Source organism: Streptomyces torulosus (assembly GCF_001419765.1).
Taxonomy (GTDB): Bacteria; Actinomycetota; Actinomycetes; order Streptomycetales; family Streptomycetaceae; genus Streptomyces; species Streptomyces torulosus.
The window spans coordinates 1-22,996 of the sequence record NZ_LIRK01000468.1 but is presented as its reverse complement, the minus strand read 5'-3'; the positions used below and the strand labels follow the sequence as shown (position 1 = coordinate 22,996).

The window sequence follows — 22,996 nt, the reverse complement described above, 5'->3', positions numbered from 1 at the left end:
GATCCAAGGACACGACGGCGGACACGACGGCGGACACGGACACGGCCGCGGACACCGCCGCCGTCGCCGAACGCGGCCCCAAGCAGGACCGCAGCCGCGTCACCCGCAAACGGCTCCTCGAAGCCGCCGTCTCCTGTCTCGCCGAACACGGCTGGGCCGGCTCCACGGTCTCCGTCGTCGCCGAACGCGCCGGCGTCTCACGGGGCGCCGCCCAGCACCACTTCCGCACTCGCGAGGACCTCTTCACCGCCGCCGTCGAATACGTCGCCGAGGAACGCTCCCTCGCCCTGCGCGACCTCTTCCCCCACGGCCCCGCCGACCGCCGCGCCGTCGTCGCCGCCCTCGTCGACCTCTACACCGGCCCCCTCTTCCGGGCCGCCCTCCACCTCTGGGTCGCCGCCTCCAACGAGGACCAGCTCCGCCCCCGCGTCACCGAACTGGAGGCCCGCGTCGGCCGCGAGACCCACCGCATCGCCGTCGAGCTCCTGCACGCCGACGAGACCGTCCCCGGCGTCCGCGAAACCGTCCAGGGCGTGCTCGACATGGCCCGCGGCCTCGGCCTCGCCAACCTCCTCACCGACGACACCGGCCGCCGCGACAAGGTCGTCGCCCAGTGGGCCGCACTCCTCGACGAGGTCCTGGACTGACCCGTCCGGCTACGGGCTGAGCCGCTCCACCCGCCACGAACCGTCCGGCAGCGCCACGTACCGCAGCCGGTCGTGCAGCCGGTTGTACCGGCCCTGCCAGAACTCCACGCTCGTCGGCACCACCCGGAAACCGCCCCAGTGCGGCGGCACCGGCACCTGCTCGCCCTCCGGGTACCGGGCGGTCAGCTCCGCGTACGCCGCGTCCAGCTCCGCCCGCGACGAGATCACCGAGGACTGCGCGCTCGCCCACGCCCCCAGCTGCGACCCGTGCGGCCGCACCCGGAAGTACGCCGCCGTCTCGTCCCGGCCCGTGCGCCGCGCCGTCCCCGTCACGATCACCTGCCGGGCGATCGCGTGCCAGGGGAAGACCAGCGACACATGGGGGTTCTCCGCCAGGTCACGCGCCTTGCGGGAGTCGTAGTTCGTGTAGAACACGAAGCCCCGCTCGTCGTACGCCTTCATCAGCACCGTACGAGAAGTCGGGTGCCCCTCCGCGTCGGCCGTCGACACCACCATCGCGTTCGGCTCGAACAGCCCGCCCTCCTGCGCGGCCTCCAGGAACCACCGCCCGAACTGCTCCATCGGGCCGGCGGCCAGCTCGCTCTCGTCGAGCCCGTCGGCGCGGTACTGCTTGCGCATCACAGCGGGATCGGGCACGGGCTCCAGACCGGGATCGTTCACATGGTCATCCTGCCGTATCGCCCGCGGCACCCGCCGACCGACGGCCCGCCCGGTTGTGGCACTGAGTGCCGCACACCCTCCCCAAACATGGCACTCAGGCGTATCGTGCAGGAACATTCTGGATGGACCCCCGAACAGCCGATCCCCCTGTCGCACACATCACGAGGAGCCGCCTGATGTCCGACTTCGTACCCGGTCTCGAAGGAGTCGTCGCGTTCGAGACGGAGATCGCCGAACCGGACAAGGAGGGCGGCGCGCTCCGCTACCGCGGCGTCGACATCGAGGACCTCGTCGGCCACGTCTCCTTCGGCAACGTCTGGGGCCTGCTCGTCGACGGCGCCTTCCGCCCCGGTCTGCCCCCCGCCGAGCCCTTCCCCATCCCCGTCCACTCCGGCGACATCCGCGTCGACGTCCAGTCCGCCCTCGCCATGCTCGCCCCCGTCTGGGGCCTCAAACCCCTCCTCGACATCGACGAGGAGCAGGCCCGCGCCGACCTCGCCCGCGCCGCCGTCATGGCCCTGTCCTACGTCGCCCAGTCCGCCCGTGGCCAGGGCCTGCCCATGGTCCCGCAGCGCGAGATCGACAAGGCGCAGTCCGTCGTCGAACGCTTCATGATCCGCTGGCGCGGTGAGCCCGACCCCAAGCACGTCGCCGCCGTCGACGCCTACTGGACGAGCGCCGCCGAGCACGGCATGAACGCCTCCACCTTCACGGCCCGCGTCATCGCGTCCACCGGCGCGGACGTGGCGGCCGCCCTCTCCGGCGCGGTGGGAGCCATGTCCGGCCCCCTCCACGGCGGCGCCCCCTCCCGCGTCCTCGGCATGATCGAGGAGATCGAGCGCACCGGCGACGCCGACGCCTACGTCAAGCGCGCCCTCGACAAGGGCGAACGCCTCATGGGCTTCGGCCACCGCGTCTACCGGGCCGAGGACCCCCGCGCCCGCGTCCTGCGCCGCACCGCCCGTGAGCTGGGCGCCCCCCGCTTCGAGGTCGCCGAGGCCCTGGAGAAGGCCGCCCTCGCCGAACTCCACGCCCGCCGGCCCGATCGCGTCCTCGCCACCAACGTCGAGTTCTGGGCCGCCATCGTCCTCGACTTCGCCGAGGTCCCGGCGCACATGTTCACCTCGATGTTCACCTGCGCCCGCACGGCCGGCTGGTCCGCGCACATCCTCGAACAGAAGCGCACCGGCCGCCTCGTCCGCCCCTCCGCCCGCTACACCGGCCCGGGCCCCCGCAGCCCCCGCGAGATCGAGGGCTACGGGGACATCGCGCACTGACGCGGCTGCCCCTGGGACTCACGCGGGGCTGAGCAGCCCCGCGTGATGCCGCTCCGCCACCAGCGGATGCGCCCGCAGCTTCCCCTTCAGCTCGTTGAACCCGTACTCCGCGAACAGTGGATTCGCCGGGTCGTCGGTCACGCCCGGCGCGGCCGAGGCATACGGGAAGACCAGCGGCTCTATCCGCGCGTCCAGCCGGGGGTTGTAGAAGAACGGCACCGAGAACCGCTCGGTCGCCCCCGGCGGGCTCACCACCCGGTGGTTGGTCGCCACCAGATACCCCTGGGTGGCCACCTCCAGCAGCTCCCCGAGGTTCACCACGAAGGCCCCCGGGATGGGCGGCACCTCATGGAACAGCCCGTCCTCCCGCTCCACCTGCAACCCGCCCACCTGGTCCTGGAGCAACAGGGTCAGGAACCCGTAGTCCTTGTGGGCCCCCACCCCCTGGTCGGCGCCGTCCCCGGCACTGCCCGGATACCGCACCAGCTTCAGATGCGGGTGCGCCCACGGTCCGAAGATCGGCGCGTAGAAGTCCGCCGGGGCGCCGATCGACACCAGCAGCTCCCGCAGCAGCCGGTCGGCGACGCCGCTCAGCCGGTCGATCCACCCCAGCGCGACCTCCCGCAGCTCGGGCAGCGACTCCGGCCACTGGTTGGGCCCCTGGAGCCACCAGTACGGGGGCTCCTCGTCGGCCGGCACCCGGGCCGGCCGCTCGGCGCCCACGTCCAGCTGGTCCCGCCAGTCCTGCCGACCGCCGGTCCGCTCGTCCCCGGTGCGCGTATAGCCCCGGAAGTGCGGCGACCGCACATTGTCGATGGCGAGCCGCTCACCCTCGGGCAACGCGAAGAACTCCCGCATGACCCGGGTGAGCCGGTCGATCTCCGCCTGCTCCACCCCGTGCCCGACGAGCTGGAAGAACCCCACATCGTGCGCCGCGCTGTGCAACTGCGCGTGCAACAGCCCGCGCGCCTCGGGGCCGCGCTCGGCCGCCGAGAGATCGATGATGGGAAGCTGCTGATACATCATGAGACACGTCCGCAGGGTGTACGGGAGCCCGCGCCGATGCCGAGGGTGGGGCGGGGCCGCGGGTGCCAAGGGGGAAGGGCAGGACAGCAGAAACGGGAAAGACCGCAGAGGCTGATCTCAGGCGGAACGCCGACAGCCCATGCTTGTGACGCGCACGAAATCCACGTGCCGGCGTCGAACAAGCATCAGAACCATGCCCCCAGAATACTCCGCCCCCCACAAACGCAGACGACCCGCGGGCTCAGGTCTCTCATCCAAAGGAAGAGAAAGCCGGCCGGACGTACCGGCGAGCCCACGGGTCGGGTGACTGCGTTGGATTGGCCGGCTGCACGCCCATGGGGCGTACGGGTCCGGCGCCGAACCGAGTACGACAGCGGACTACTAGCCCGCAGCCACCTCTTCCGTCCGGTATTCATACATCTGCCGAACCACCTCCTCTCCGAAGTGAGCACCACATTAGGCAGCCGGATGGAGGCGCTCAAGCGATTTTCCGAGAGAATTTCGCCGGGCTGCGCACATGATCGCGATCGTGAACTATCTCGCACAGGAGGAGTTCGGGTTGCGGGCGGGGGTGGGGCCCGTGTTCGGATGAGGTGATGCGTAGCGCTCAGGAGTGGGAACCGCAGCATCGTGCCGACGAACGTTCCGGTGTGCCTCACCGTCCCGCCGGGGGGCGGCGGCACGGTGGCCGCCGCCGGCGGCGGCCGGGGCGTATCTCGGGACTGCCCTGGGTCGTGAAGGGGGTCGTGGGGCTGCTCGTGGCGGCCGGGGTCGCCGGACTCGGGGACCGGTGGGCGGTGCTGTACGCCGAGCACCGCGCCGGGGACGCGTTGAAGGAGCAGCTCGATCTGGCGGCGGCGCCCGAGGTGGAGATCGGCGGGTTCCCGTTCCTGACCCAACTGGCCCGTGAGCGGCTGGAGTCGGTGCGGGTGACCGTGCCGGACGTGGCGGCGGACCGGGTGTCCCTGGCGAGGGTGTCGGCCACGGCCCATGACCTGCGCCTCGACACGGACGGGTTCACCTCGGTGCGAGGGGCCCGGGTGCCTCGGCTCGACGGTGACGTGTTGCTGTCCTTCGCCGATCTCAATCGTGAACTGGGCGCGTCCCAGGTGGAGTTCAGCGGCGACGGGCGTGGCCGGGTGCGGGCGCGGGGCACGTTGCCGGTCGCCGGGCACGATGTGCGGCTGCGCGCGGAGGCGCGGATCGAGCGGCAGGGCGCGCGGGGCGTCGCCACGGAGATCGGCGGAATGCGGCTGGACATCGGCGACATGGCGACCTACCGGCCCGGCTCGCGCGTCTCGCAGGGGCTGCATCTGACGGCGAAGGGGTCCGCCGTGCTCGCTCGGGAGGCGGGCAGGGCGCGGGCGCTGCTGGCGGTGCCGGCGGTCGTACGGCGGATGGGGGTGCCCGACGCGACCGTACGGGGGGCGCTGAACGACGACGGCAAGCTCGCGGAGCTGACCGGTTCCCCGCGGTTCGCCCGGCAGGCCCAGGGGCTCAACCTGCTCGATCTCGCTCTGGGGAACCCGGCGTTGCCGCGTGCTCTCGGCCTCGACCCCGGTCTGCTGGACGCCCTGTCCCGGCTGACGCGCCCGGTGCTCGCCGATCGGCTGTCCCTGGCCTTCGAGTTGCCGGAGCCGGAGCGCGGGGATGTGCGGTTGCGGGATGTGCGGGTCGAGAAGGACGGCATCCGGGTGCGGCTGGAGGGCTCGGGGCTGGCCGTGGGCGGCAGCTGAGTCCCCCTGCCCGACGGTGTGCGGCGGCTCGTGGCTTCTGCCTGCTCAGGACAGTTGAACGGTCGGCGACCCTGGTTTCTTGATGAGATTTGGTGTGCTGATGTGTTGACCTCTGTTTGAGATCTCTTCTACGTTGCGGAAGCCACAGAGCCGCCGACCTGCTGTCGAGGTTTCGCGGACGCAACTGCCCAGAAAGGGATGTCGTGCCACGAAAGAACCATCGCGGGACCGCTTGTCTGGGGGCGCTGCTGGCCGGCGCCACGGTGTTCGGCGGGGCCCTCGCCGCCCCGGCGTCCGCCGCCTCCGCGTCCGACTCCTCCATCGGCAAGGCCGTCCTCCCGGTGAGCGCCTTCAAGGGCGTCAACTGGGCGGACCCGCGTGACAACTACGCCGACGACGCGGTGGTCCCCTCGGGCCTGTCCACGTCCGACAGCTACGCCACCACCTACGCCAAGTCCCGGGCGATCATCGGCGGGTTCGCGAAGCTCGGCGCCAACACGGTCCGCCTCCCGGTCAACCCGACCTCCGTGAACGGCCCGTTCTGGAAGTCGTACCGGGGTGCGATCGACGCCGCCACCGCCAAGGGCTTCAAGGTCATCCTGGGCTACTGGGAGGCCGACAACGCCAAGGACGGCAAGATCGACGACCAGGCCGCCTGGGACCGTATGTGGGCGCGGATCACGTCGTCGTACGCGGGCAACTCCAAGGTGTACTTCGAGCCGATGAACGAGCCGTTCGGCTACACCTCGCAGGAATGGCGCGATGTCGCCGCCCGCTGGGTCAAGACGCACCGCTTCGTGCCGCGCGACCGGATCCTCATCGGCGGCATCAAGTACAGCGAGGACGTCAAGCCGGTGTGCGCCGACAGCCGGCTGAACGGCACCCGTATCGCGCTGCACAACTACGGCTTCTGGCACACCGACTGGACGAGCGTCGACCAGTGGAAGGCCGACTTCAAGGAGCGCATCGGCACATGCGCCTCGCGCACGATCCTCGACGAGTTCGGCGCCTCCATGACGACCGGCCTCGACTACAACGGCCCGGTGGGCGGTTCCAACGAGGTCGCGTACATCCAGGCCGCCACCGACACCATCCGGGAGCTGGGCCTGGGTTCGGTCTACTGGCCGGGACTGCGCAACGGCGACACGTACTCCCTGACCACCCTCCAGGGCACGGGCACCCGCCTCAGCCTGAAGGTCAACAACCAGAGCGGACTGGACCGTCTGCACTGGGCGTGGAAGCGGTGACCGCCGACCCAGCCGCGGCGCGACACCGACGCTGAATCCCCTCCGGGTCCGGCGCCCCCGGCGACCGGGCCCGGACCCCGGACGTCGCCCGGCGGGCGCCGAGATGCGCCCCCGCCGGACCCGGCGCACGATGGGAGAGGGGCGTTCCAGCCAGTGGGCTGAGGGGTGTTCGAATCCGCGGGGCGGGCATGCGCGAGGACGCGAGGAGTAGGGGAGAACCATGAGGAAATCCCTGGTGGCCACGCTCGCCGGATCGGTGGTGGCCCTTCTGCTGGCCGGACCTGGTCCCACCGCGTCGGCGGCTTCCTCGTACTGCGAGGACACGACGCCCAACTCCTCGATCCTGTTCTACAAGCGGAGCACCGGTGAAGCCGCCACGGGCACGCTCTCCGACGGCCGTTGGCAGTACAAGACCGCGTTCGACCTCCCCACGGGCTACACGCACGCGGCGGCGAGCCGCGACTCGATCGTGCTCTACAACACCAACACCGGGGCCGGCGAGGCGGGGACGTTCGAGTCGGGCCGCTACGAGCAGGTGCAGAGCTTCGACGACTTCTCACGGGGCTGGACCCATGTCGAGGCGGCCGGTGACACGGTGCTGTTCTACAACTCCCGTACGGGTCAGGGCGTGACGGGCACGCTCACCGGCGGCGAGTACCAGCACGGCCAGTTCTACTCCACGTTCAGCAAGGGCTGGAGCAGCATCGCCGCCTCCTGCGACACGGCGGCGTTCGCGGCCGGCAACCGGCTGGGCTTCGGGACGCTGCAGGACGGCCTCTACACGCACCAGGGCGCACGCAACGGAGCGCCGCTGGGCACCCTGACCGCGACCGAGGACTCCCTGCTGGCCCTGGCCAGGACCGGTTCGCGGCTCCAGGCCAGGGTCGCGACGGCCACGGACGGCTCGGTCGGCACGGTCCGCGGGATCGGTACGACGGGACTGTGGGACAAGGTGGGCCGGACCTCGGACTCGCTGTTCTTCTACAAGACCAACGGCACGGCCTGGACCTCGACCCTCACCGACGGCAACTACGCGAACGTCGGCTCCCTGGCGAACGTGTCCTCGGGCTGGACCCTCATCGAGGGCGGCGTGTAGCCGGACACCGAGGGCAGATGTGCGGCCGGAGATCGAGGGCGGCGGGTGACCGGCCCCGGCGACCCGCCCGCGCGTCAGTCGTGCAGGACGGCGAAGACGGCGCGGGCGCGGCTGCCGTCCGGCAGCTCCCAGTGGCCGGAGACATGTCCCAGGGCGTCCTCGGGGCGGTCGGCCACGGCGTCCGGGGCGGGCCGCAGGACCCGGTGCAGTCGGAGGGTGAGGCCCGGCGCGACGGCGATGCCGGTGGCGTCCTTGTCGTCCTCGGCGGAGGGCGCGTCGCCGGCGGGGGCCGGGGGCAGCGGCGCGGAGCCCGTGTAGGAGCGGGTGATCTCGTGGTCCGGGGTGTCGGTGAGGCTCTGGGCCTGGGCCTGGGCGCGGCCTTCGAACAGGGCGAGGAGCTCCGTGACGAGTACGGGGTCGTGGCAGCCGTCGTAGACCCAGCGCGTGCCGAGCACACCGTGCTCGGTGGTTCCGATCAGGGCGTGCTCGGCGCCGTCGAGGGGGGCGCCGCGGTAGGTGAGGGGCACCAGGTAGTGGACGGGTCCGGGGCCGGCGGTGTCGGTGGCCACCATGAACTCGACGCCGACCTCGCCCGCCGGATCGTCGAGCCGGAACCCTCCGGCCCTGGCCAACCGCGGCTCACCCGCGCCGCCCCGGTACCACGGGCGGCCCGGCAGCCAGGCGGTGAGCAGTTCGAGCTTGGTGGGCGTGAGCGTGGTGCGGTGAATGATCGCCATGGCCCCATCCTCCGTCCACCCGCCGACCCCACGCGAACCTTTTCCCCACCAGCCGAACGCCATGCCTGGCCCGGTGCTGCGCCCCGGCGAGAGGTGCCGGCCCGTCCCACGGGGGACGGGCCGGCCTCAGGTGGCTACGGGGTCACGGTGATCGCGGGCGCCATCTCGGCGGTCGCGTTGGTGAGCTTCCCGGAGCCGATGGAGCCTTCCGAGCTGACGAAGCGCAGCTCGTGGTTGGAGCCCCCCGCGTTGCCGACGGCGAGCAGGAGCGTGGACTGCTTGGCCGCGTAGGCGTTCTGCACGAAGGACGTGATGTCGACGGTGATGTCGCGTCCGTCGACGGGGTTGCTCTGGTGGTTCCCGCTGCCCTCGGCCACGATGGTCGACCCGAGGTTGAAGGTGGCGGACTTCGCGACGGAGGAGTTCGTGGCGGTGAAGCTCGGCCGGTTCTGCCAGGTCATGGAGCTGATCGGGCAGGACGTGCCGCCGCCGGTGCAGGTGGTGTCGCTGACGGGTTGCACCAGCAACTGATCGGTGTCGGTCGACGGCACCGACGAATAGCGGTGGCCGACGTAGGTGAGATGGAGGGTCGCCTGGCTCGGTGACTTGGTGAGGCTGCTGAGGGGGAACTGGATGTAGGAGAGCTTTCCGTCTCCGGATCCCGTGGTGTACTGCTCGCCCATCAGGCCGACCCCGGTGTTGCGGGTGATGAGGGTCAGGTCCGAGGAGCTGTTCCTGGTCTGGTCACCCGACCAGGCGCCCACCCAGGTGTCACCCTCGACGAGGGCGCCGGCCTTGACGTTCTGGGTCTGGCCGTTCGCGCCCGTGTAGGTGGTGGTCAGTGTGCCGACCCCGCTCGTCGTCAGCGGGAACTGGCTGCTGTACCGGACGAGCTGCCCGGCGACGCGGATGTTGTGCAGCGTCGCGTTCGCGATGCCGTTCAGGCCGCTGCTTGTGCTGCTGCTCGGCTTCGAGAACCACACGTTGTCGAGCGTGAAGGTGCCGATCGGGGTCTTGGGATACGTGTACGTGGTGCCCGACCCGTCGGGATTGGGAGCGAACCCGTAGGTCGCCTGGTCCTCGGCGGTGATGGTCTGGGTGGATCCGCTGCCGCCGTTGATCCAGACCGGTCCCTTGGTGAACCGGGAGGTGTCGATCGTGCTGTTCTTCACCACGATGCTCTGGATACGCGGGTACGGGTTGGGGCTGTTGTGCGTGAAGATGCCGCCGGCCCACGGCGACACGGAGTTGAAGTTGTCGAAGGTGTAGTTGGTGAGCCGGTATCCGTACGAGTCCCATCCGATGCGTATCGCGTTGCCCGCGTTGACGGACCAGTTCAGCGTGTTGCTGACCGAGATGTTCTTCGTGTCCGCGGCGTCCCAGTGGTAGGCGTCGAAGCCGAGTTCGTCGGCGACGGCGTCGTAGGCGCCCACCGCGTCGACATAGCCCTGGACGTCGGGGGTGGAGGTGCCGATCTGGAAGTTGTTCCACACGCCGGAGGCCAGCGGGGTGAATCCGTCGCTGGGGTTGTAGTGACCGGAGGCGAACGCGTCGTCGTTGCCGAGGGTGAAGACGCCGTTGGCGGTGATGTCCTGGCCGCTCGCGAAGTCCGTCCCGTCGATCCACGGCTGGCGGTACGGGGTGAGGGCCTTGATGTTGTTGAACGTCACCCTGCTGGCGGTGTGGGTCTCGTAGTTCCACTGCTTCGCGTCGCGCACGTAGGTGTCGTTGAACGTGATGTCCGACGAGTGCATGACCATGACGCCGCCCTGGTGCTGGCTGCGGTAGGCGTCGTGCGAGTCGGCGCGGTAGTTCACCACGCCGTTGCCGTCGAAGACGCCGCGGCCGCTGATCTCGATGTCGTTCGAGTCGATGATCCCGACCGCCGGCTCGAACGCCTCCATGTACCCCTGGACGCGGTTCTTCAGCAGGGCCCCTTCAGCGGTGTAGATCTTCAGCTTGCCGCCCTTGAGCTTGCTGCCGTCCAGATCGTTGACCAGGAGACCGGACCACACGTACGTGCCGTTCGGGAAGTAGAGCGTGTTGAGCGCCGTGGGGTTGGCTTCGATGGTGTCGAGGGCGGCCCGCAGGGCGTAGGTGAGGTCGTCGGCGGCCATCGCCCGCACCTTCGGGTACCGCACATTGACGGTGCTCGCGCTCACCAGGCTGCCGGCCGAGGTCTTCTGACCGGCGGGGATGGCGGTGCCGTTGACGGTCTTGCCGGCCATGGAACTCGTAGCCGCGGCGGGAGCCTTCTGCGCCGTGCTGTTCGGGTGCTCCGCGAGGTACTTCGCGGCGAACTGCTGGAAGTTGAGGACACCGGTCTGCAGGTTGACGCCGGAACCGTCGGATGCGCTCGTGGTGTCCGGACGCCGCGCCGGGTCCTCCAGGGGATCGTTGATGACCGCCAGGTAGGGCTGTCCGGTGGCGTTGGTCGAGTCGCCGTTGACCATCACGATCGCCTGGTTCAGCCCGGCGTCGGCCGACATCTGGAACGTCAGGGTGTGCTTGTCCGCGCTCACCGAGACGCTGCTGGAGGGGTAGTAGCGCGCCGGGTAGATGTTCACCGTGTCGATCGTCGTGCTGGGCAGCGTGACCGTGATCGTCGGTGTCCGGGAGTCCGACGCGAAGCGCGCGACGTCGAAGTTGTGGCCGTTCTGGGCGTACTTGACAGCCTGGACGGGCGTGCCGGCGACCTGCACCTGGTACTTGCTGGACGCCACGTCCGGGGACGACGTCGTACCGCCTCCCACTCCGGTCGGCGCGTACGCGCGGACGGTGGTGGCGGCCTGTGCGGGGGCGGCGCCGGTGAGCATGAGGCTCGCCGCCGCGATGGTGGCGCTCGCGGCGGCGGCGATGACGCGCTTCACGCGCGCTCTGCGTCGCACCTGGGCGTGGTTCGGGTCGGCGTCGTCGCCGGCCGGTCGGATCATGCCTGTCTCTCCTCAGGACGAGACCTTTCCAGGTCTGTTCAGGCGCTCCCCGCCCGCAGGAGACGGCGCGGAGCATGCGCGAGCCGCGGCCGGTGCGGCCGTCGGCGCTGTCGCGACCGAGGGCCCACTACGGCGCCTGAAGGGGGATGGCGCCGAGGTGGCGTGGGGGTCTTGCGCGGTGGGCTACGAGCAGTTCTTCACATTGACCGATCCATGTGATCGGTGTGGCCGGGATGTTAATGTCGCATTTCTGTAGCCGTCAACGGTTCCGTCGCCCTTCCGATGGTGAACCGGGTGTGACGTGCCGAGTTCTCAGCGGGTGGATGTAACCGCTGGATCACGACATTCCGACGAAGTATTGCTCTGTTACGACAGTCGACCTACGCTGTCGCCACTTTCGTGGATCGATACATGTTCTGGGGGTGCGCTCGTGGTGACGATGGCGGAGGTGGCCGCTCGGGCGGGAGTTGCCAAGCAGACCGTCTCCAACGTGGTGTCCGGCAAGAAGGTGCGCCCGGAGACCCTGGCGAGGGTGAACACGGCCATAGCGGAACTCGGCTACAAGCCGAACCTGGTGGCGCGCTCACTCAGAACCGGCAGCACCTCGACCGTGGGGCTGTTCGTGCCGCGGGTGGCCAACCCCTTCTATTCGGAAGTGGTCGAGGAGGTGGAGAACGTGCTGGTCGGCCATGGGTACAACCTGCTGCTGGCCACGACCCGCGACGACCCCGACTACACCCGGGCCCACCTGGAGAACCTCGCCGCGCGCTCGGTGGACGCGCTGCTGGTCGCCGGGGACAACGGCGTCGAACAGCAGTTGCCGATGCTCGTCGACGCCGCCTTCCCGGTCGCGCTGTGCGCCTGGGAGGGAGACGCGCCCACCACGCTGCCGGTGGTGTCCATCGACTACGAGCACGCCGGGTTCCTGGCCGGGCGCTACCTGCGGGATCTCGGCCACCGGAACGTCGCGGTGATCGCCGACCTCCCCGCGCACTCGCCGCGCGTGCGGGGGTTGCGCCGGGCGTTCGCCGACGACGGGCTGGCCATCGACGACCGCCAGGTGTTCGCCTGCACCAGGGACGACGCCGCCGGCGGGTTCGCCGCGGGCAGTGCGGCGCTGGAGGCGGATCCGGAACTGACGGCGATCTTCGCCACCCATGACGTCCTGGCCGTCGGTGCCATCGAGGCGGTCGTCCGGTCCGGGCGGCGGGTCCCCAACGACGTCAGCATCGTCGGCTTCGACGACATCTCCCAGGTCGGACAGATCAAGCCGGCGCTGACCACGGTCACCTTCCCGAAGCGGGAGATGGCCCAGCAGGCCGTCGAGCTGCTGCTGCGCGCCGTCGACTCCGGCCAGCCGCCGACCAACGTATTAACGCTGCTGCGCCCGACCCTGACCATCCGGGACAGCAGCGCCGCGCCCCGGGCGACCGGATAGCACCCGGCTCCGCCGGACCCGCGCGTCGCCCCCCGTGAGTCGAGGGCACGTCCTGCCTGGCCGGCTACCCGTCACCGCTACGAGTTCCGACAGAAAGCGCCTCCACTGATGACAGACCTCGACCCCCACGCCTACGTCGAAGACCGGTCGCCGGGCACCGGACGGCTGCGGCCACGCGCCGCGTTCGCCACCGACCTGCCCACGATCGTGCTCGACGGCGACTGGAGATTCCGACTGGCGTCGGGGCTGGACGACCTCACCGGGGATTTCGCCGCGCCGGAATTCGACGACAGCGCCTGGGACACGCTGGCCGTGCCCTCCTGCTGGCAGATGACCGGCCTGCCCGGAGAGCCGCGCCACGGTGCCCCCGCCTACACCAACATCCTCTACCCCTTCCCGGTGGACCCGCCGCGGGTGCCCCGCGAGAACCCCACCGGTGAGTACCGCCGGGAGTTCGACGTTCCGGACGGGTTCCCGGCGTCGGCCACGGTGCTCCGGTTCGAGGGCGTCGACTCCGCGTTCGCGGTGTGGCTCAACGGGATCCGGCTCGGCGACGGCAAGGGCAGCCGGCTGACCACCGAGTTCGACGTCTCCGCCGCTCTGCGGCCCGGCCGGAACGTGCTCGCGGTCCGCGTGCACCAGTGGTCGTCCGGCAGTTACCTGGAAGACCAGGACATGTGGTGGCTGTCCGGGATCTTCCGTTCGGTGTCCGTGGCCGCCCTGGGCGTCGAGGACTTCTTCGTCCACGCCGCCTACGACCACACGTCGGGGCAGGGCACCCTGGCCGTCGACGTCACCGCCCCCACCGGGGTGTCGCTCTCGGTGCCCGAGCTCGGCATGTACGGCGTCGATCCGGCCGGCCCACACGTGATCGACGGCATCGAGCCCTGGTCGGACGAACAGCCGCGCCTGTACACGGGGGAACTGCTCTCCGAGGCAGGGGAGCGGATACCGCTGCGCATCGGCTTCCGCACCGTGGCCGTCGTGGACGGTGTCCTCACCGCCAACGGCAGGCCCATCTCCCTGCGGGGCGTCAACCGCCACGAATGGCATCCGCTCACGGGGCGGACCCTGACCGAGGACACCATGCTGACCGACGTGCTGCTCATGAAGCAGCACAACATCAACGCGGTGCGCACCAGCCACTACCCGCCCGACCACCGTTTCCTGGACCTGTGCGACGAGCACGGCCTGTGGGTGTTCTGCGAGGGCGACCTGGAGACGCACGGCTTCGAACCCGGCGGCTGGCGGCGCAACCCCAGCGACGACCCCGCGTGGCGCGAGGCGTACCTGGACCGTGCCGAGCGGCTGGTGGAACGCGACAAGAACCACCCCTCGGTCATCGTCTGGTCGCTGGGGAACGAGGCCGGTACCGGGGCCAACCTGGCCGCCTCGGCCGCTTGGATCCGACAGCGCGACGACAGCCGCCTGATCCACTACGAGGGCGACTGGGCGAGCTGCGCGTACGTCGACCTGTACTCCCGCATGTACATCGGCGTCGCCGAGCTGGCCGCCGTGGGACGCGGCCAGGAGGCACCGACGGCTGATCCGGCCGACGACGCCCGCCGCCGCGCCCTGCCGGCCGTGCTGTGCGAGTACGGACACGCCATGGGCACCGGCCCCGGCGGGCTGGCCGAGTACCAGCAGGTCATCGAGGCGCATCCGCGCCTGGCCGGTGGCTTTGTCTGGGAGTGGATCGACCACGGGATCGCCCGGATCACCGGGCAGGAGGAACCCCACGCGTACTACGCCTACGGCGGCGACTTCGGCGAGGAGGTCCACGACGGCAATTTCGTCGCCGACGGGCTGATCTTCCCCGACCGCACGCCGTCGCCGGGCCTGGTCGAGTACAAGAAGGTCGTCGAACCGGTCCGGATCCGCGTCGACCCGGCGACGCGGCGGATCGACGTGCACAACCTGCACCACTCCCGCGACAGCGGCTACCTGGAATTCCGGTGGACCGTCGAGGACGGCGGCGAGCCGGTGGGCTCCGGCGGCCTGACCGTGCCCGCGACCGCTCCGGGTACGACGACGACGGTCGCGTGGCCCGCCGACCTCACCGCCGCGCTCGACGGGGCACGCAAGAACGACTCCGGCCACGAGGTGTGGCTGACCGTGACCGCGGTGCTCGCCGCCGACGAGACCTGGGCCGGGGCCGGCCACGAGATCGCCTGGTCCCAGGGGCAGGTCGTGGCTCCCCCCGCCTCGCCCGCACCCTTCGCACCGGTGCCGGCGACCGCCCACTACGGGTTCATCGCCCTGGGTCCCGCCCGGTTCGACGCCCGCAGCGGGGCGCTGACCCGGCTCGGCGACCTGGAGCTCGACGGTCCGCGCCTGGACATCTGGCGGGCCCCGATCGACAACGACCTGCTCAGCGCCTTCGGTGAGCCGCAGACCGACACGTGGTTCGCCGCCGGACTGCACCGGATGCGCCACGACGTCCTGAGTGTCGAGCCCCACGCCTCCGGGCTCACGGTCACCGCCAGGCTGGCCGCCGCCGGGTCCTCCTGCGGGCTCGACGTGGTCTACCGCTGGACGGCCTGCGAGTCACCGCACGCCGACCAGGCCCGGCTCCGGCTGGACACCGTCGTCACGCCCGACGGCCCGTGGACGGTGCCGCTGCCCCGACTGGGCGTCGCGATGTCGCTGCCCGGCACCGACGCCGACGTCGAGTGGTTCGGCCCCGGTCCCGGTGAGGCGTACCGGGACTCCCGCGCCGCCGCCCGCGTCGGCCTCCACCGGTCCACCGTCTCCGCGATGCAGGTCCCCCAGATCCGCCCGCAGGAGAACGGCAACCGCCACCACGTCCGCCGCGCCACCGTCACCACCCCGGGCGGCACCCTGCTCATCACCGGCGCCCCGGTCATCGACCTGACCGTTCGCCCCTGGAGCACCGAAGCCCTCGCCGCCGCGGCCCACCAGCACGACCTGGTCCGCGACGGCCGACTCCATCTGCACCTCGACCACGCACACCACGGTCTGGGCAGCGCGGCCTGCGGCCCGGGCCCGTCGGCACCGGACGTACTGGCCGCGGTCACCACCGCGTTCACCGTGGAGTTCGGCACCAGCCGGTAGGCGGGCCTTGCCCGCCCGCCCACCGGCCGTCCAGCAAGTCAGCCCCTGTCACAGAAGGTTCCTCACATGAACAGCACCACCATACGCACCCGCAGACTCCTGACGATTACCACCGCGGCGCTCCTCGTCGCCGGCGTCAGCGCCTGCAGCGGCACCGGAAGCACCTCCGACACCGCCGAAAAGAGCCAGACCGGGCCGGTGAAGATGGAGTTCTGGGGCTGGGCCGGCTACGAGAAGATCGTCGACCAGTGGAACGCCTCCCACCCGAACACCAAGATCACCTTCAAGAAGATCCCGTCGGGCGCCAAGGGCGGCTACACCCAGATCAGCAACGCGCTCACCGCCGGCAAGGGCCCGTGCCTGGCCCAGATCGAGTACCAGACCATCCCGTCGATGCTCGTGAAGAACACGGTCATGGACATCACGAAGTACGCGAGCGCCGGCATGGACAAGTACGTCCCGTCGGCCGTCTCCGCCTCCAGCGTCGGCGGCAAGATCTACGGCGTCCCGGTGGACGTCGGCCCGATGGTCCTCTTCTACCGCAAGGACCTGTTCGCCAAGTACGGCATCACCAAGCCGCCGGCCACCTGGGCCGAGTACAAGGCCGACGCCAAGAAGGTCGCCGCCGCCGATCCGAGCGTGAAGTTCGGCACCCAGCTCGGCGACGGCAACGGTATGGCGGCCTTCACCCTGCAGACCGGCCAGTCCTGGTACTCGACCAAGGGAGACAGCTGGACCGTCAGCATCGACAACCCCGGCACCCGGAAGGTCGCCGACTACTGGCAGGACCTGAAGGACGAGGGTCTGGTGGCGAAGACCGGCAACGCCTGGGACCCGCAGTTCAACAAGGCCTCCGAAGCGGGCAAGGTGCTGACGTTCGTCAACGCGGCCTGGGCCGCCGGCGGTATCAAGTCGGACCTGAAGGGCGAGGCCGGCAAGTGGAGGGTCGCCCCGATGCCGACCTGGAAGGCCGGCGACGGCAAGAGCGCCCAGCAGCGGCGGCTCGGCCACCTCGGTGATGACCGGGTGCAAGACGCCCCGCGAAGCAGTGCAGTTCGCCGATTTCCTGTCCAGTGACCCGCAGGCCGTGAAGACGGGCATCGAAACCGGGCTGTACCCGGCGTCGAAGGCCGGACAGGACGACCCGTCCCTCACGGGGGGTGACCCGTTCTTCGGCGGCCAGAAGGTCGGCGAGGTGTACAAGGCCTCCGCCGCGCAGGTGCCCAGCACCTGGACCAACGGACCGACCTTCCAGCAGGTCGAGTCGGACTTCACCGGTGCCATCGGCCAGGGCACCCTGCAGGACGCGGTCACCAAGGTCCAGGCATCGACGGTCGCCGCGATCAAGAAGCTCGGACTGTCGGTGACCAACGGCTAGTGCCGTGACCGGAAAGGTTTGCCGGGAGGCTCGCGGCGTCCGGTGCGGTGCATCGCAAGGCGGAGCATCGCCCGCGTACTGGATGTACGCGGGTGATGCGACAACGCGACGAGGTGCCGTGCCGGGCGTCGCGAGCCGGTGAACCTTTCCGGTCACGGCACTAGAGGCGGCTGGCCCTGCCGCCTCTAAGGGTCCCCGCGGCCGCCCGCTCCCGGCGCCGCGGGGACCCGCTCCCTGACGACGAACCGCCCAGCGAGGTTTCCATGAGCAGTCCCAGCAGCACCCGGACCGCGTCACCGCCGCGGCCGGTGCGCGCGGTCACCCCCCGCGTCTCCCCCGTAGGCCGGCCCCGGCGCTCCGGCCGCCGGGCCGCGTTGACCGCGTCGGGTTTTCTGGCGCCGTTCGCGGTGCTCTTCCTGACCATGATGGTCGCGCCGATCGGCTACGCGATCTACCAGAGCTTCTTCACCGTCCGCCGCGCCGGGCTGTTCGGCGGTGCGCGGTCCACGGAGTTCGCGGGACTGTCCAACTACGCCGCCGCCTTCGGCGACCACGACTTCACCGCGTCGATCGTCCGGGTCGCACTGCTGGGCTGCGTCCAGGTCCCGGTCATGCTCGGCCTGGCCCTCCTGCTCGCGCTCCTGCTGGACTCCCGCTCGGCCCGGCTGCGGAAGACCTACCGGCTCACGTTCTTCCTGCCCTACGCGCTGCCGGGTGCGATCGCCGCCGTGATGTGGTCCTTCCTCCTGGCGAAAGACCTCTCGCCGTTCGCCGGACCGCTGTCCCACCTCGGGATCGACGTCGACTTCCTGTCGCCGTCGTGGGTCCCGATCTCGATCGGGAACATGCTCACGTGGGGTTGGACCGGCTACAACATGCTGATCATCTACTCCGCGCTGCAGACGATCCCCGCCGAGGTGACGGAGGCCGCCGCGCTCGACGGCTGCACCGGATGGCGCCTGGCGTGGGCGGTGAAGATCCCGCTGGTGCGTCCCGCGCTGGTGCTGACCACGGTCTTCTCCATCATCGGGACGGCGCAGATGTACACCGAGCCGGCGGTGCTGGTCGGCGCGCGCGTCCCGGGCGTCGACCCGAAGTTCACCCCGATCATGAACACGACCCTGGGCATGGACCTGGGAGACCAGAACCTGGCCGCCGCGCAGTCCGTCGTGCTCGCGCTGATCACCCTCGTGCTCTCGTTCGGATTTCTCAAGTACAACCAGCGCAAGGGAGCGATGGCATGAGCGTGATTCGGGCCAGCCGACCGACCCGACCGGCCCGCCGCGGCACCGACATCGCGAGCAAGGTCGCCGTCAACGGCGTGCTGGGCCTGATGGCCCTGTACACGCTGATCCCGCTGTGGTGGCTGTTCGTCTCCGCGACCAAGGCCTCGGGCTACCTCTACACCGGTACGCCGCTGTGGTTCTCCCACTTCGACCTGGTCACCAACATCAGAAACGTGTTCAGCTTCGAGGGCGGCATCTTCTCCACCTGGCTCGCCAACAGCGCGCTGTACAGCCTCGTCGGCGCCACCGTCAGCACCCTGCTGTCCGCGATGGCCGGCTACGCGCTGTCCAAGTACAGCTTCCGAGGCCGGGAAAGCGTGTTCAACGTCATCCTCGCCTCGGTTCTCATTCCGGCGCCGATGTTCGCCCTGCCGTTGTTCCTGCTCATGGCCGAGCTCGACATCACCAACTCCTACTGGTCGGTGCTGCTGCCCAGCTGTGTCAGCCCGTTCGGCGTCTACCTGTGCCGGATCTTCGCCGCGGCGTCCGTCCCGGACGAACTGCTGGAGGCCGCACGGCTCGACGGAGCAGGCGAACAGCGCACCTTCTTCAGGATCGCCCTGCCACTGATGGCCCCGGCAATGGTGACCGTCTTCCTGTTCCAGGTCGTCGGCATCTGGAACAACTACCTGCTGCCCTCGCTCATGCTCAACACCCCCTCACTACAACCCGTCACGGTGGGCCTGGTGCAGTGGCGCTCGGAGTTCGCCAACGGCGTGCCGTTGCTGCTGCCGATCACCGGTGCGTTCCTGTCGCTGATCCCCCTGCTCGTCGCCTTCATCAGCCTGCAGCGGTTCTGGCGCAAGGGCCTGACCGCGGGCTCCGTCAAGTAGCGCCTTCGCTGCCGCAACCCATCCCGAACCGCAAAGGACCACCGCTTTGCCCCGCGCCCACATCGAGCTCGACAGACGGGCCGTCATCGCTCCCGTCCGGCGCCGCACCTTCGGCTCGTTCGTCGAACACCTCGGCCGCTGCGTGTACACCGGGCTCTACGAGCCGGAACACCCGAACGCGAACGACGAAGGGTTCCGTATGGACGTCGTCGCGCTCGTGAAGGAGCTCGGCAGCACGACCATCCGCTACCCGGGCGGCAACTTCGTCTCCGGGTTCCGCTGGGAGGACTCGGTCGGCCCGCGTGACAGGCGCCCGGTGCGCCGTGACCTCGCCTGGCACTCGCTGGAGTCGAACCAGGTCGGCCTGGACGAGTTCGCCCGCTGGCTCAAGCTCACCGACTCCGAGCTGATGCTCGCGGTGAACCTCGGCACGCGGGGCATCCAGCCCGCCCTGGACCTGCTCGAGTACGCCAACCACCCGTCCGGTACGGCGCTGTCGGACCTGCGTATCGCCAATGGCACGCCGGAGCCGCACAACGTGCGCATGTGGTGCCTCGGCAACGAGATGGACGGGCCGTGGCAGACCGGCTTCATGACGGCCGACGACTACGGCAAGATCGCCGCCCGTACCGCCGCCGCGATGAAGATGGCCGACAAGGACCTCGAACTCGTCGCCTGCGGTTCCTCCAGCTCCCGGATGCCGACCTTCGGCGACTGGGAGCGCACGGTGCTGGAGCACACCTACGACCACGTCGACTACGTCTCCTGCCACGCCTATTACCAGGAGTACGACGGCGACCTCGGCTCCTTCCTGGCCTCGGCGACCGACATGGACTACTTCATCGACACCGTCGTCGCGACCGCCGACCACGTCGGCTACAAGAAACGCTCCAACAAGAAGATCAACATCTCGTTCGACGAGTGGAACGTCTGGTACCTCAAGGAGCACGAGGAGTCCGACGAGGTCAACGACGAGTGGCGGCACGCCCCCCGGCAGCTGGAGGACGTCTACTCGGTGGCGGACGCCGTCGTCGTGGGCAACCTGCTCATGACCCTCCTCAAGCACAGCGACCGCGTCACCTCCGCATCGCTCGCGCAACTCGTCAACGTGATCGCGCCGATCATGACCGAGCCCGGCGGCCCCGCCTGGCGGCAGACCACCTTCCACCCGTTCTCGATCACGAGCCGGCTCGCCTCCGGCGAGGTGATCCGGCCCCTGATCCAGGCACCGGTGTACGACACCGCACGCCACGGTGCGGCATCCGTCATCGACGCCGTCGCCACCGCCGACGAGGACCGGGCCGCGGTCTTCCTCGTCAACCGTGACCTGCACGAGCCCGCGCACGTCACGATCGACGTCCGGAGCCTCGGCTCGACGCACGTCACCGAGGCGGTCACGCTCGCCGACGCCGACGTGTACGCCAAGAACACGCTGACGGAGCAGAACCGTGTGACTCCGGCCCCGAACACCACCGCGAAGCTCGCCGACGGCGTCCTCACCGTCGAACTGCCACCGGTGTCGTGGACCGCCGTCGCGCTCGGCTGAGGCGACCGCGTGACGGCGTCCAGCGCCGTCGCCACCCCCTTCAGTCCGCTGGTCTCGCCAGCGTCTCCAGATCCAGGGCCGCCGCGATGCGCACGGCGACGTCCTCCGCGTAGAGGGAGTCGGTGCGCTCGAACGGGGTGCGGCCGGCGCCCCGGAGGAACGTGACGACGCCGAGGGTGCGGCCCCGGCTGCGCAGGACGGCGCAGAGGGCGTGGACCGTCTCCGGCGGCCACTGGCGGGCGGTGGCCCAGTCGCGGGCGGCCTCCGGGGTGGCGGACCCGGCGCTGGCGCGCACCGATCCGGCCCGTTCCACGCATTGCAGCGCGGGGTGGCCCTGGCCGTAGCGGACGGGGATGCCGGCGTGGCCTGCGAGGTTGCTGGGGCCGGGCGCGCCGGAGGGCGTGGCCGCGGCCCGCACGAGCCGTACGGGCCCGTCGTCGGCCGGCGGGGTGCCCACGACCCGGTCGATGAGGGCGTGGTCGGCGAAACCGGCGAGGGCGAAGTCGAGGTGCACGGTGGCGGCCTCGCCGGGGTCCTCGCACTCGGCGGCGGCGCGTGCCGCCCGGTGGAGCTGGTTGACGCGGAAGCGGAGGAGGGCGGCCTCCTGTTCGCTCTGCTTGGCCTCGGTGATGTCCTGGAAGAGCCACCCGACCCCGAGGGGGACGGGTTCCTCGGCGAGCGGTGAGGCGAGGCGGAGGAAGCCGCTGCGCCAGCAGCGACGCTTCTCCCCGTCGGGGGTCCGGACGCCGACCCAGATCTCGGCGGGCGCGGGCGGGGCGCCCTCGGCGAGGACGTGGGTGAGGGCGCTCTCCAGTTCCTCGACGCCCTGGGTGAGGAGTTCACCGAGGGGGCGTCCGAGGACGGCGGTGCGGCCGATGCCGAGGGAGCGGGCGGCGTGCGCGTTGACGACGGCGGGCCGCAGGTCGGCGTCGACGAGGACGACTCCCCACGAGGCGTCGTCGAAGAGGGCCTCGCTGAGCGCGATGGACCGCTCCAGGTCGATCTGGGCGTGGACCTCGCTGAAGGCGCAGTACAGGCCGGCGGGTTTGCCGTCGGGGCCGCGCACGGCGGCGGACTGGGTGCGTACGAGGACCCGTCCGCCGTCCTTGGTGACGAGGGCGAACTCGTGGACCTGCCGTCCGGAGGCGTGCATGGCGGCCATCAGCCGCGTCTCGACCTCCTCCGCGTCGGCGGTCCGTACGGCCCAGCCGGCGAAGCCGCGCCGTCCGACGGCTTCCTCGGCGCTCCAGCCGAGGATGCGTTCCGCCTCGCGGTTCCAGTGCGTGACGACCCCGTCGGCGTCGAAGGCGCACAGGGCCGCGTCCATGCCGTCGAGGAGGGCGGCGAGGAGGTCCTCGCCACCGGGATCCACGGAGTCCACGGCGTCCTCCGTGTCGATGTCGTCTGTGCCGTCGGTCTCTTCGCCGTTGTCGCTGTGCACGCTCTGATCGGTGTCGTCGATCCGGCCGTCGCGGTTGCCCCGGCCCCTGCGGCCGGTGCCCGGACCGTTCTTTTCGGGCTCGTCGGGCCCCAGTGCGTCGGTGGCCCCTTTACGCCGGGAAGCACTCACCTGAACCCCCTGCAGGCTGCGTTGCGTCCGCACGTACGGCGCGTCGGTTCGCTCACTCGTCATCATTCAACTCGAACGTGACCCAGCCCACATCTGGTTCACGCAAGATTTGGACGAAATCGTTGTACGCCGGATTTCCTTCTCACCGTTCCCACGCACCACCGCCCTACACACCCGAAGGGCGCGTCGGTGGTGCCGGGCGGGGGCGGTGCCGGCGCAGGCGGCGGGCGGTGTCAGCCCAGGTGGCGGGCGATGTCAGCGCAGGTAGAAGATGCGGTCGCCGTACTCCCGGAAGACGTGGTCGTTCCAGTCGAGGCCGCCGTCGACGTTCCCGGACCGCAGCAGCGGGGGCTGCACGCCCCGGTCGGCGAGATCGGCCGCGGCGGTGGCCATGACCGCCTGGAGAAGGGCGGTGGTGACGACGGTGGAGGCCGGGGCGAAGGGGGCGGGCACCGCGTCGTGGGTGAGTTCGGCGTCCCCGACGCCGATC

17 protein-coding genes and 1 pseudogene are annotated in these 22,996 nt (G+C 70.4%); 12 read left to right on the top strand and 6 right to left on the bottom strand.

Annotation, left to right across the window (positions count from 1 at the left end; all coding sequences use genetic code 11):
• A partial coding sequence (locus AOK23_RS29730) for a TetR/AcrR family transcriptional regulator (RefSeq protein WP_055715683.1) occupies positions 1-647 on the top strand: 647 nt, incomplete at its 5' end.
• Between the two features lie 9 nt (positions 648-656).
• On the opposite strand, the gene pdxH is transcribed toward AOK23_RS29730, so the two are convergent.
• On the bottom strand, positions 657-1,286 hold the full coding sequence (pdxH, locus tag AOK23_RS29725; protein ID WP_055715685.1) for a pyridoxamine 5'-phosphate oxidase: 630 nt from the start codon (positions 1,284-1,286) through the stop codon (positions 657-659).
• 218 nt (positions 1,287-1,504) lie between these two features.
• Here pdxH and AOK23_RS29720 point away from each other — a divergent pair, with 218 nt between their 5' ends.
• Complete coding sequence (locus tag AOK23_RS29720) at positions 1,505-2,605, top strand: citrate synthase 2 (protein WP_055715682.1); 1,101 nt, start codon at positions 1,505-1,507, stop codon at positions 2,603-2,605.
• Between the two features lie 18 nt (positions 2,606-2,623).
• On the opposite strand, the gene AOK23_RS29715 is transcribed toward AOK23_RS29720, so the two are convergent.
• The gene (locus AOK23_RS29715) at positions 2,624-3,631 is read right to left on the bottom strand and encodes an isopenicillin N synthase family dioxygenase (protein ID WP_055715681.1); all 1,008 of its coding nucleotides are present in this window, start codon (positions 3,629-3,631) and stop codon (positions 2,624-2,626) included.
• A gap of 596 nt (positions 3,632-4,227) precedes the next feature.
• Here AOK23_RS29715 and AOK23_RS29710 point away from each other — a divergent pair.
• The 3 genes from AOK23_RS29710 to AOK23_RS29700 all read left to right on the top strand — a co-directional run bounded on the left by AOK23_RS29710 (position 4,228) and on the right by AOK23_RS29700 (position 7,710).
• Positions 4,228-5,367 carry an LmeA family phospholipid-binding protein gene (locus AOK23_RS29710; RefSeq protein WP_079049779.1) on the top strand — a complete coding sequence of 380 codons (1,140 nt, stop codon included), beginning with the start codon at positions 4,228-4,230 and terminating at the stop codon, positions 5,365-5,367.
• Between the two features lie 203 nt (positions 5,368-5,570).
• Entirely contained in the window at positions 5,571-6,614 is a 1,044-nt protein-coding gene (locus AOK23_RS29705; RefSeq protein ID WP_055715679.1) for a glycoside hydrolase family 5 protein, read from the top strand.
• Between the two features lie 220 nt (positions 6,615-6,834).
• Positions 6,835-7,710, top strand: a complete 876-nt coding sequence (locus tag AOK23_RS29700; RefSeq protein WP_143675110.1) for a hypothetical protein — start codon at positions 6,835-6,837, stop codon at positions 7,708-7,710.
• Positions 7,711-7,784: 74 nt separating this feature from the next.
• On the opposite strand, the gene AOK23_RS29695 is transcribed toward AOK23_RS29700, so the two are convergent.
• Positions 7,785-8,447 carry a maltokinase N-terminal cap-like domain-containing protein gene (locus tag AOK23_RS29695; RefSeq protein WP_055715677.1) on the bottom strand — a complete coding sequence of 221 codons (663 nt, stop codon included), beginning with the start codon at positions 8,445-8,447 and terminating at the stop codon, positions 7,785-7,787.
• Between the two features lie 134 nt (positions 8,448-8,581).
• Entirely contained in the window at positions 8,582-11,380 is a 2,799-nt protein-coding gene (locus AOK23_RS29690) for a DNRLRE domain-containing protein (RefSeq protein ID WP_055715676.1), read from the bottom strand.
• A gap of 439 nt (positions 11,381-11,819) precedes the next feature.
• Between AOK23_RS29690 and AOK23_RS29685 the strand changes: the two genes are divergently transcribed.
• The 7 genes from AOK23_RS29685 to arfA all read left to right on the top strand — a co-directional run bounded on the left by AOK23_RS29685 (position 11,820) and on the right by arfA (position 20,936).
• Positions 11,820-12,818, top strand: a complete 999-nt coding sequence (locus AOK23_RS29685; protein ID WP_306790881.1) for a LacI family DNA-binding transcriptional regulator — start codon at positions 11,820-11,822, stop codon at positions 12,816-12,818.
• A 108-nt stretch (positions 12,819-12,926) separates the two neighbouring features.
• Positions 12,927-15,893 (top strand): glycoside hydrolase family 2 TIM barrel-domain containing protein, encoded by a 2,967-nt coding sequence (locus AOK23_RS29680; protein ID WP_055715674.1) that lies wholly within the window; start codon positions 12,927-12,929, stop codon positions 15,891-15,893.
• 66 nt (positions 15,894-15,959) lie between these two features.
• A complete protein-coding gene (locus tag AOK23_RS29675) occupies positions 15,960-16,970 on the top strand; it encodes an ABC transporter substrate-binding protein (protein WP_240496620.1) in 1,011 nt (336 codons plus the stop codon).
• The gene (locus AOK23_RS50485) at positions 16,942-17,271 is read left to right on the top strand and encodes a type 2 periplasmic-binding domain-containing protein (protein ID WP_240496619.1); all 330 of its coding nucleotides are present in this window, start codon (positions 16,942-16,944) and stop codon (positions 17,269-17,271) included. The genes AOK23_RS29675 and AOK23_RS50485 overlap by 29 nt, the downstream gene beginning before the upstream one ends.
• 263 nt (positions 17,272-17,534) lie before the next feature.
• Positions 17,535-18,515, top strand: a complete 981-nt coding sequence (locus tag AOK23_RS29670; protein ID WP_055715673.1) for a carbohydrate ABC transporter permease — start codon at positions 17,535-17,537, stop codon at positions 18,513-18,515.
• The gene (locus AOK23_RS29665) at positions 18,512-19,390 is read left to right on the top strand and encodes a carbohydrate ABC transporter permease (protein WP_055715672.1); all 879 of its coding nucleotides are present in this window, start codon (positions 18,512-18,514) and stop codon (positions 19,388-19,390) included. The genes AOK23_RS29670 and AOK23_RS29665 overlap by 4 nt, the downstream gene beginning before the upstream one ends.
• Positions 19,391-19,436: 46 nt before the next feature.
• Positions 19,437-20,936, top strand: a complete 1,500-nt coding sequence (gene arfA / locus AOK23_RS29660) for an arabinosylfuranosidase ArfA (protein ID WP_055715671.1) — start codon at positions 19,437-19,439, stop codon at positions 20,934-20,936.
• A gap of 40 nt (positions 20,937-20,976) precedes the next feature.
• Here arfA and AOK23_RS29655 read toward each other — a convergent pair whose 3' ends face one another.
• Entirely contained in the window at positions 20,977-22,506 is a 1,530-nt protein-coding gene (locus AOK23_RS29655) for a PAS domain-containing protein (RefSeq protein WP_055715684.1), read from the bottom strand.
• Between the two features lie 255 nt (positions 22,507-22,761).
• A pseudogene (locus AOK23_RS29650) lies at positions 22,762-22,996 on the bottom strand (SIS domain-containing protein); the annotation flags it as partial.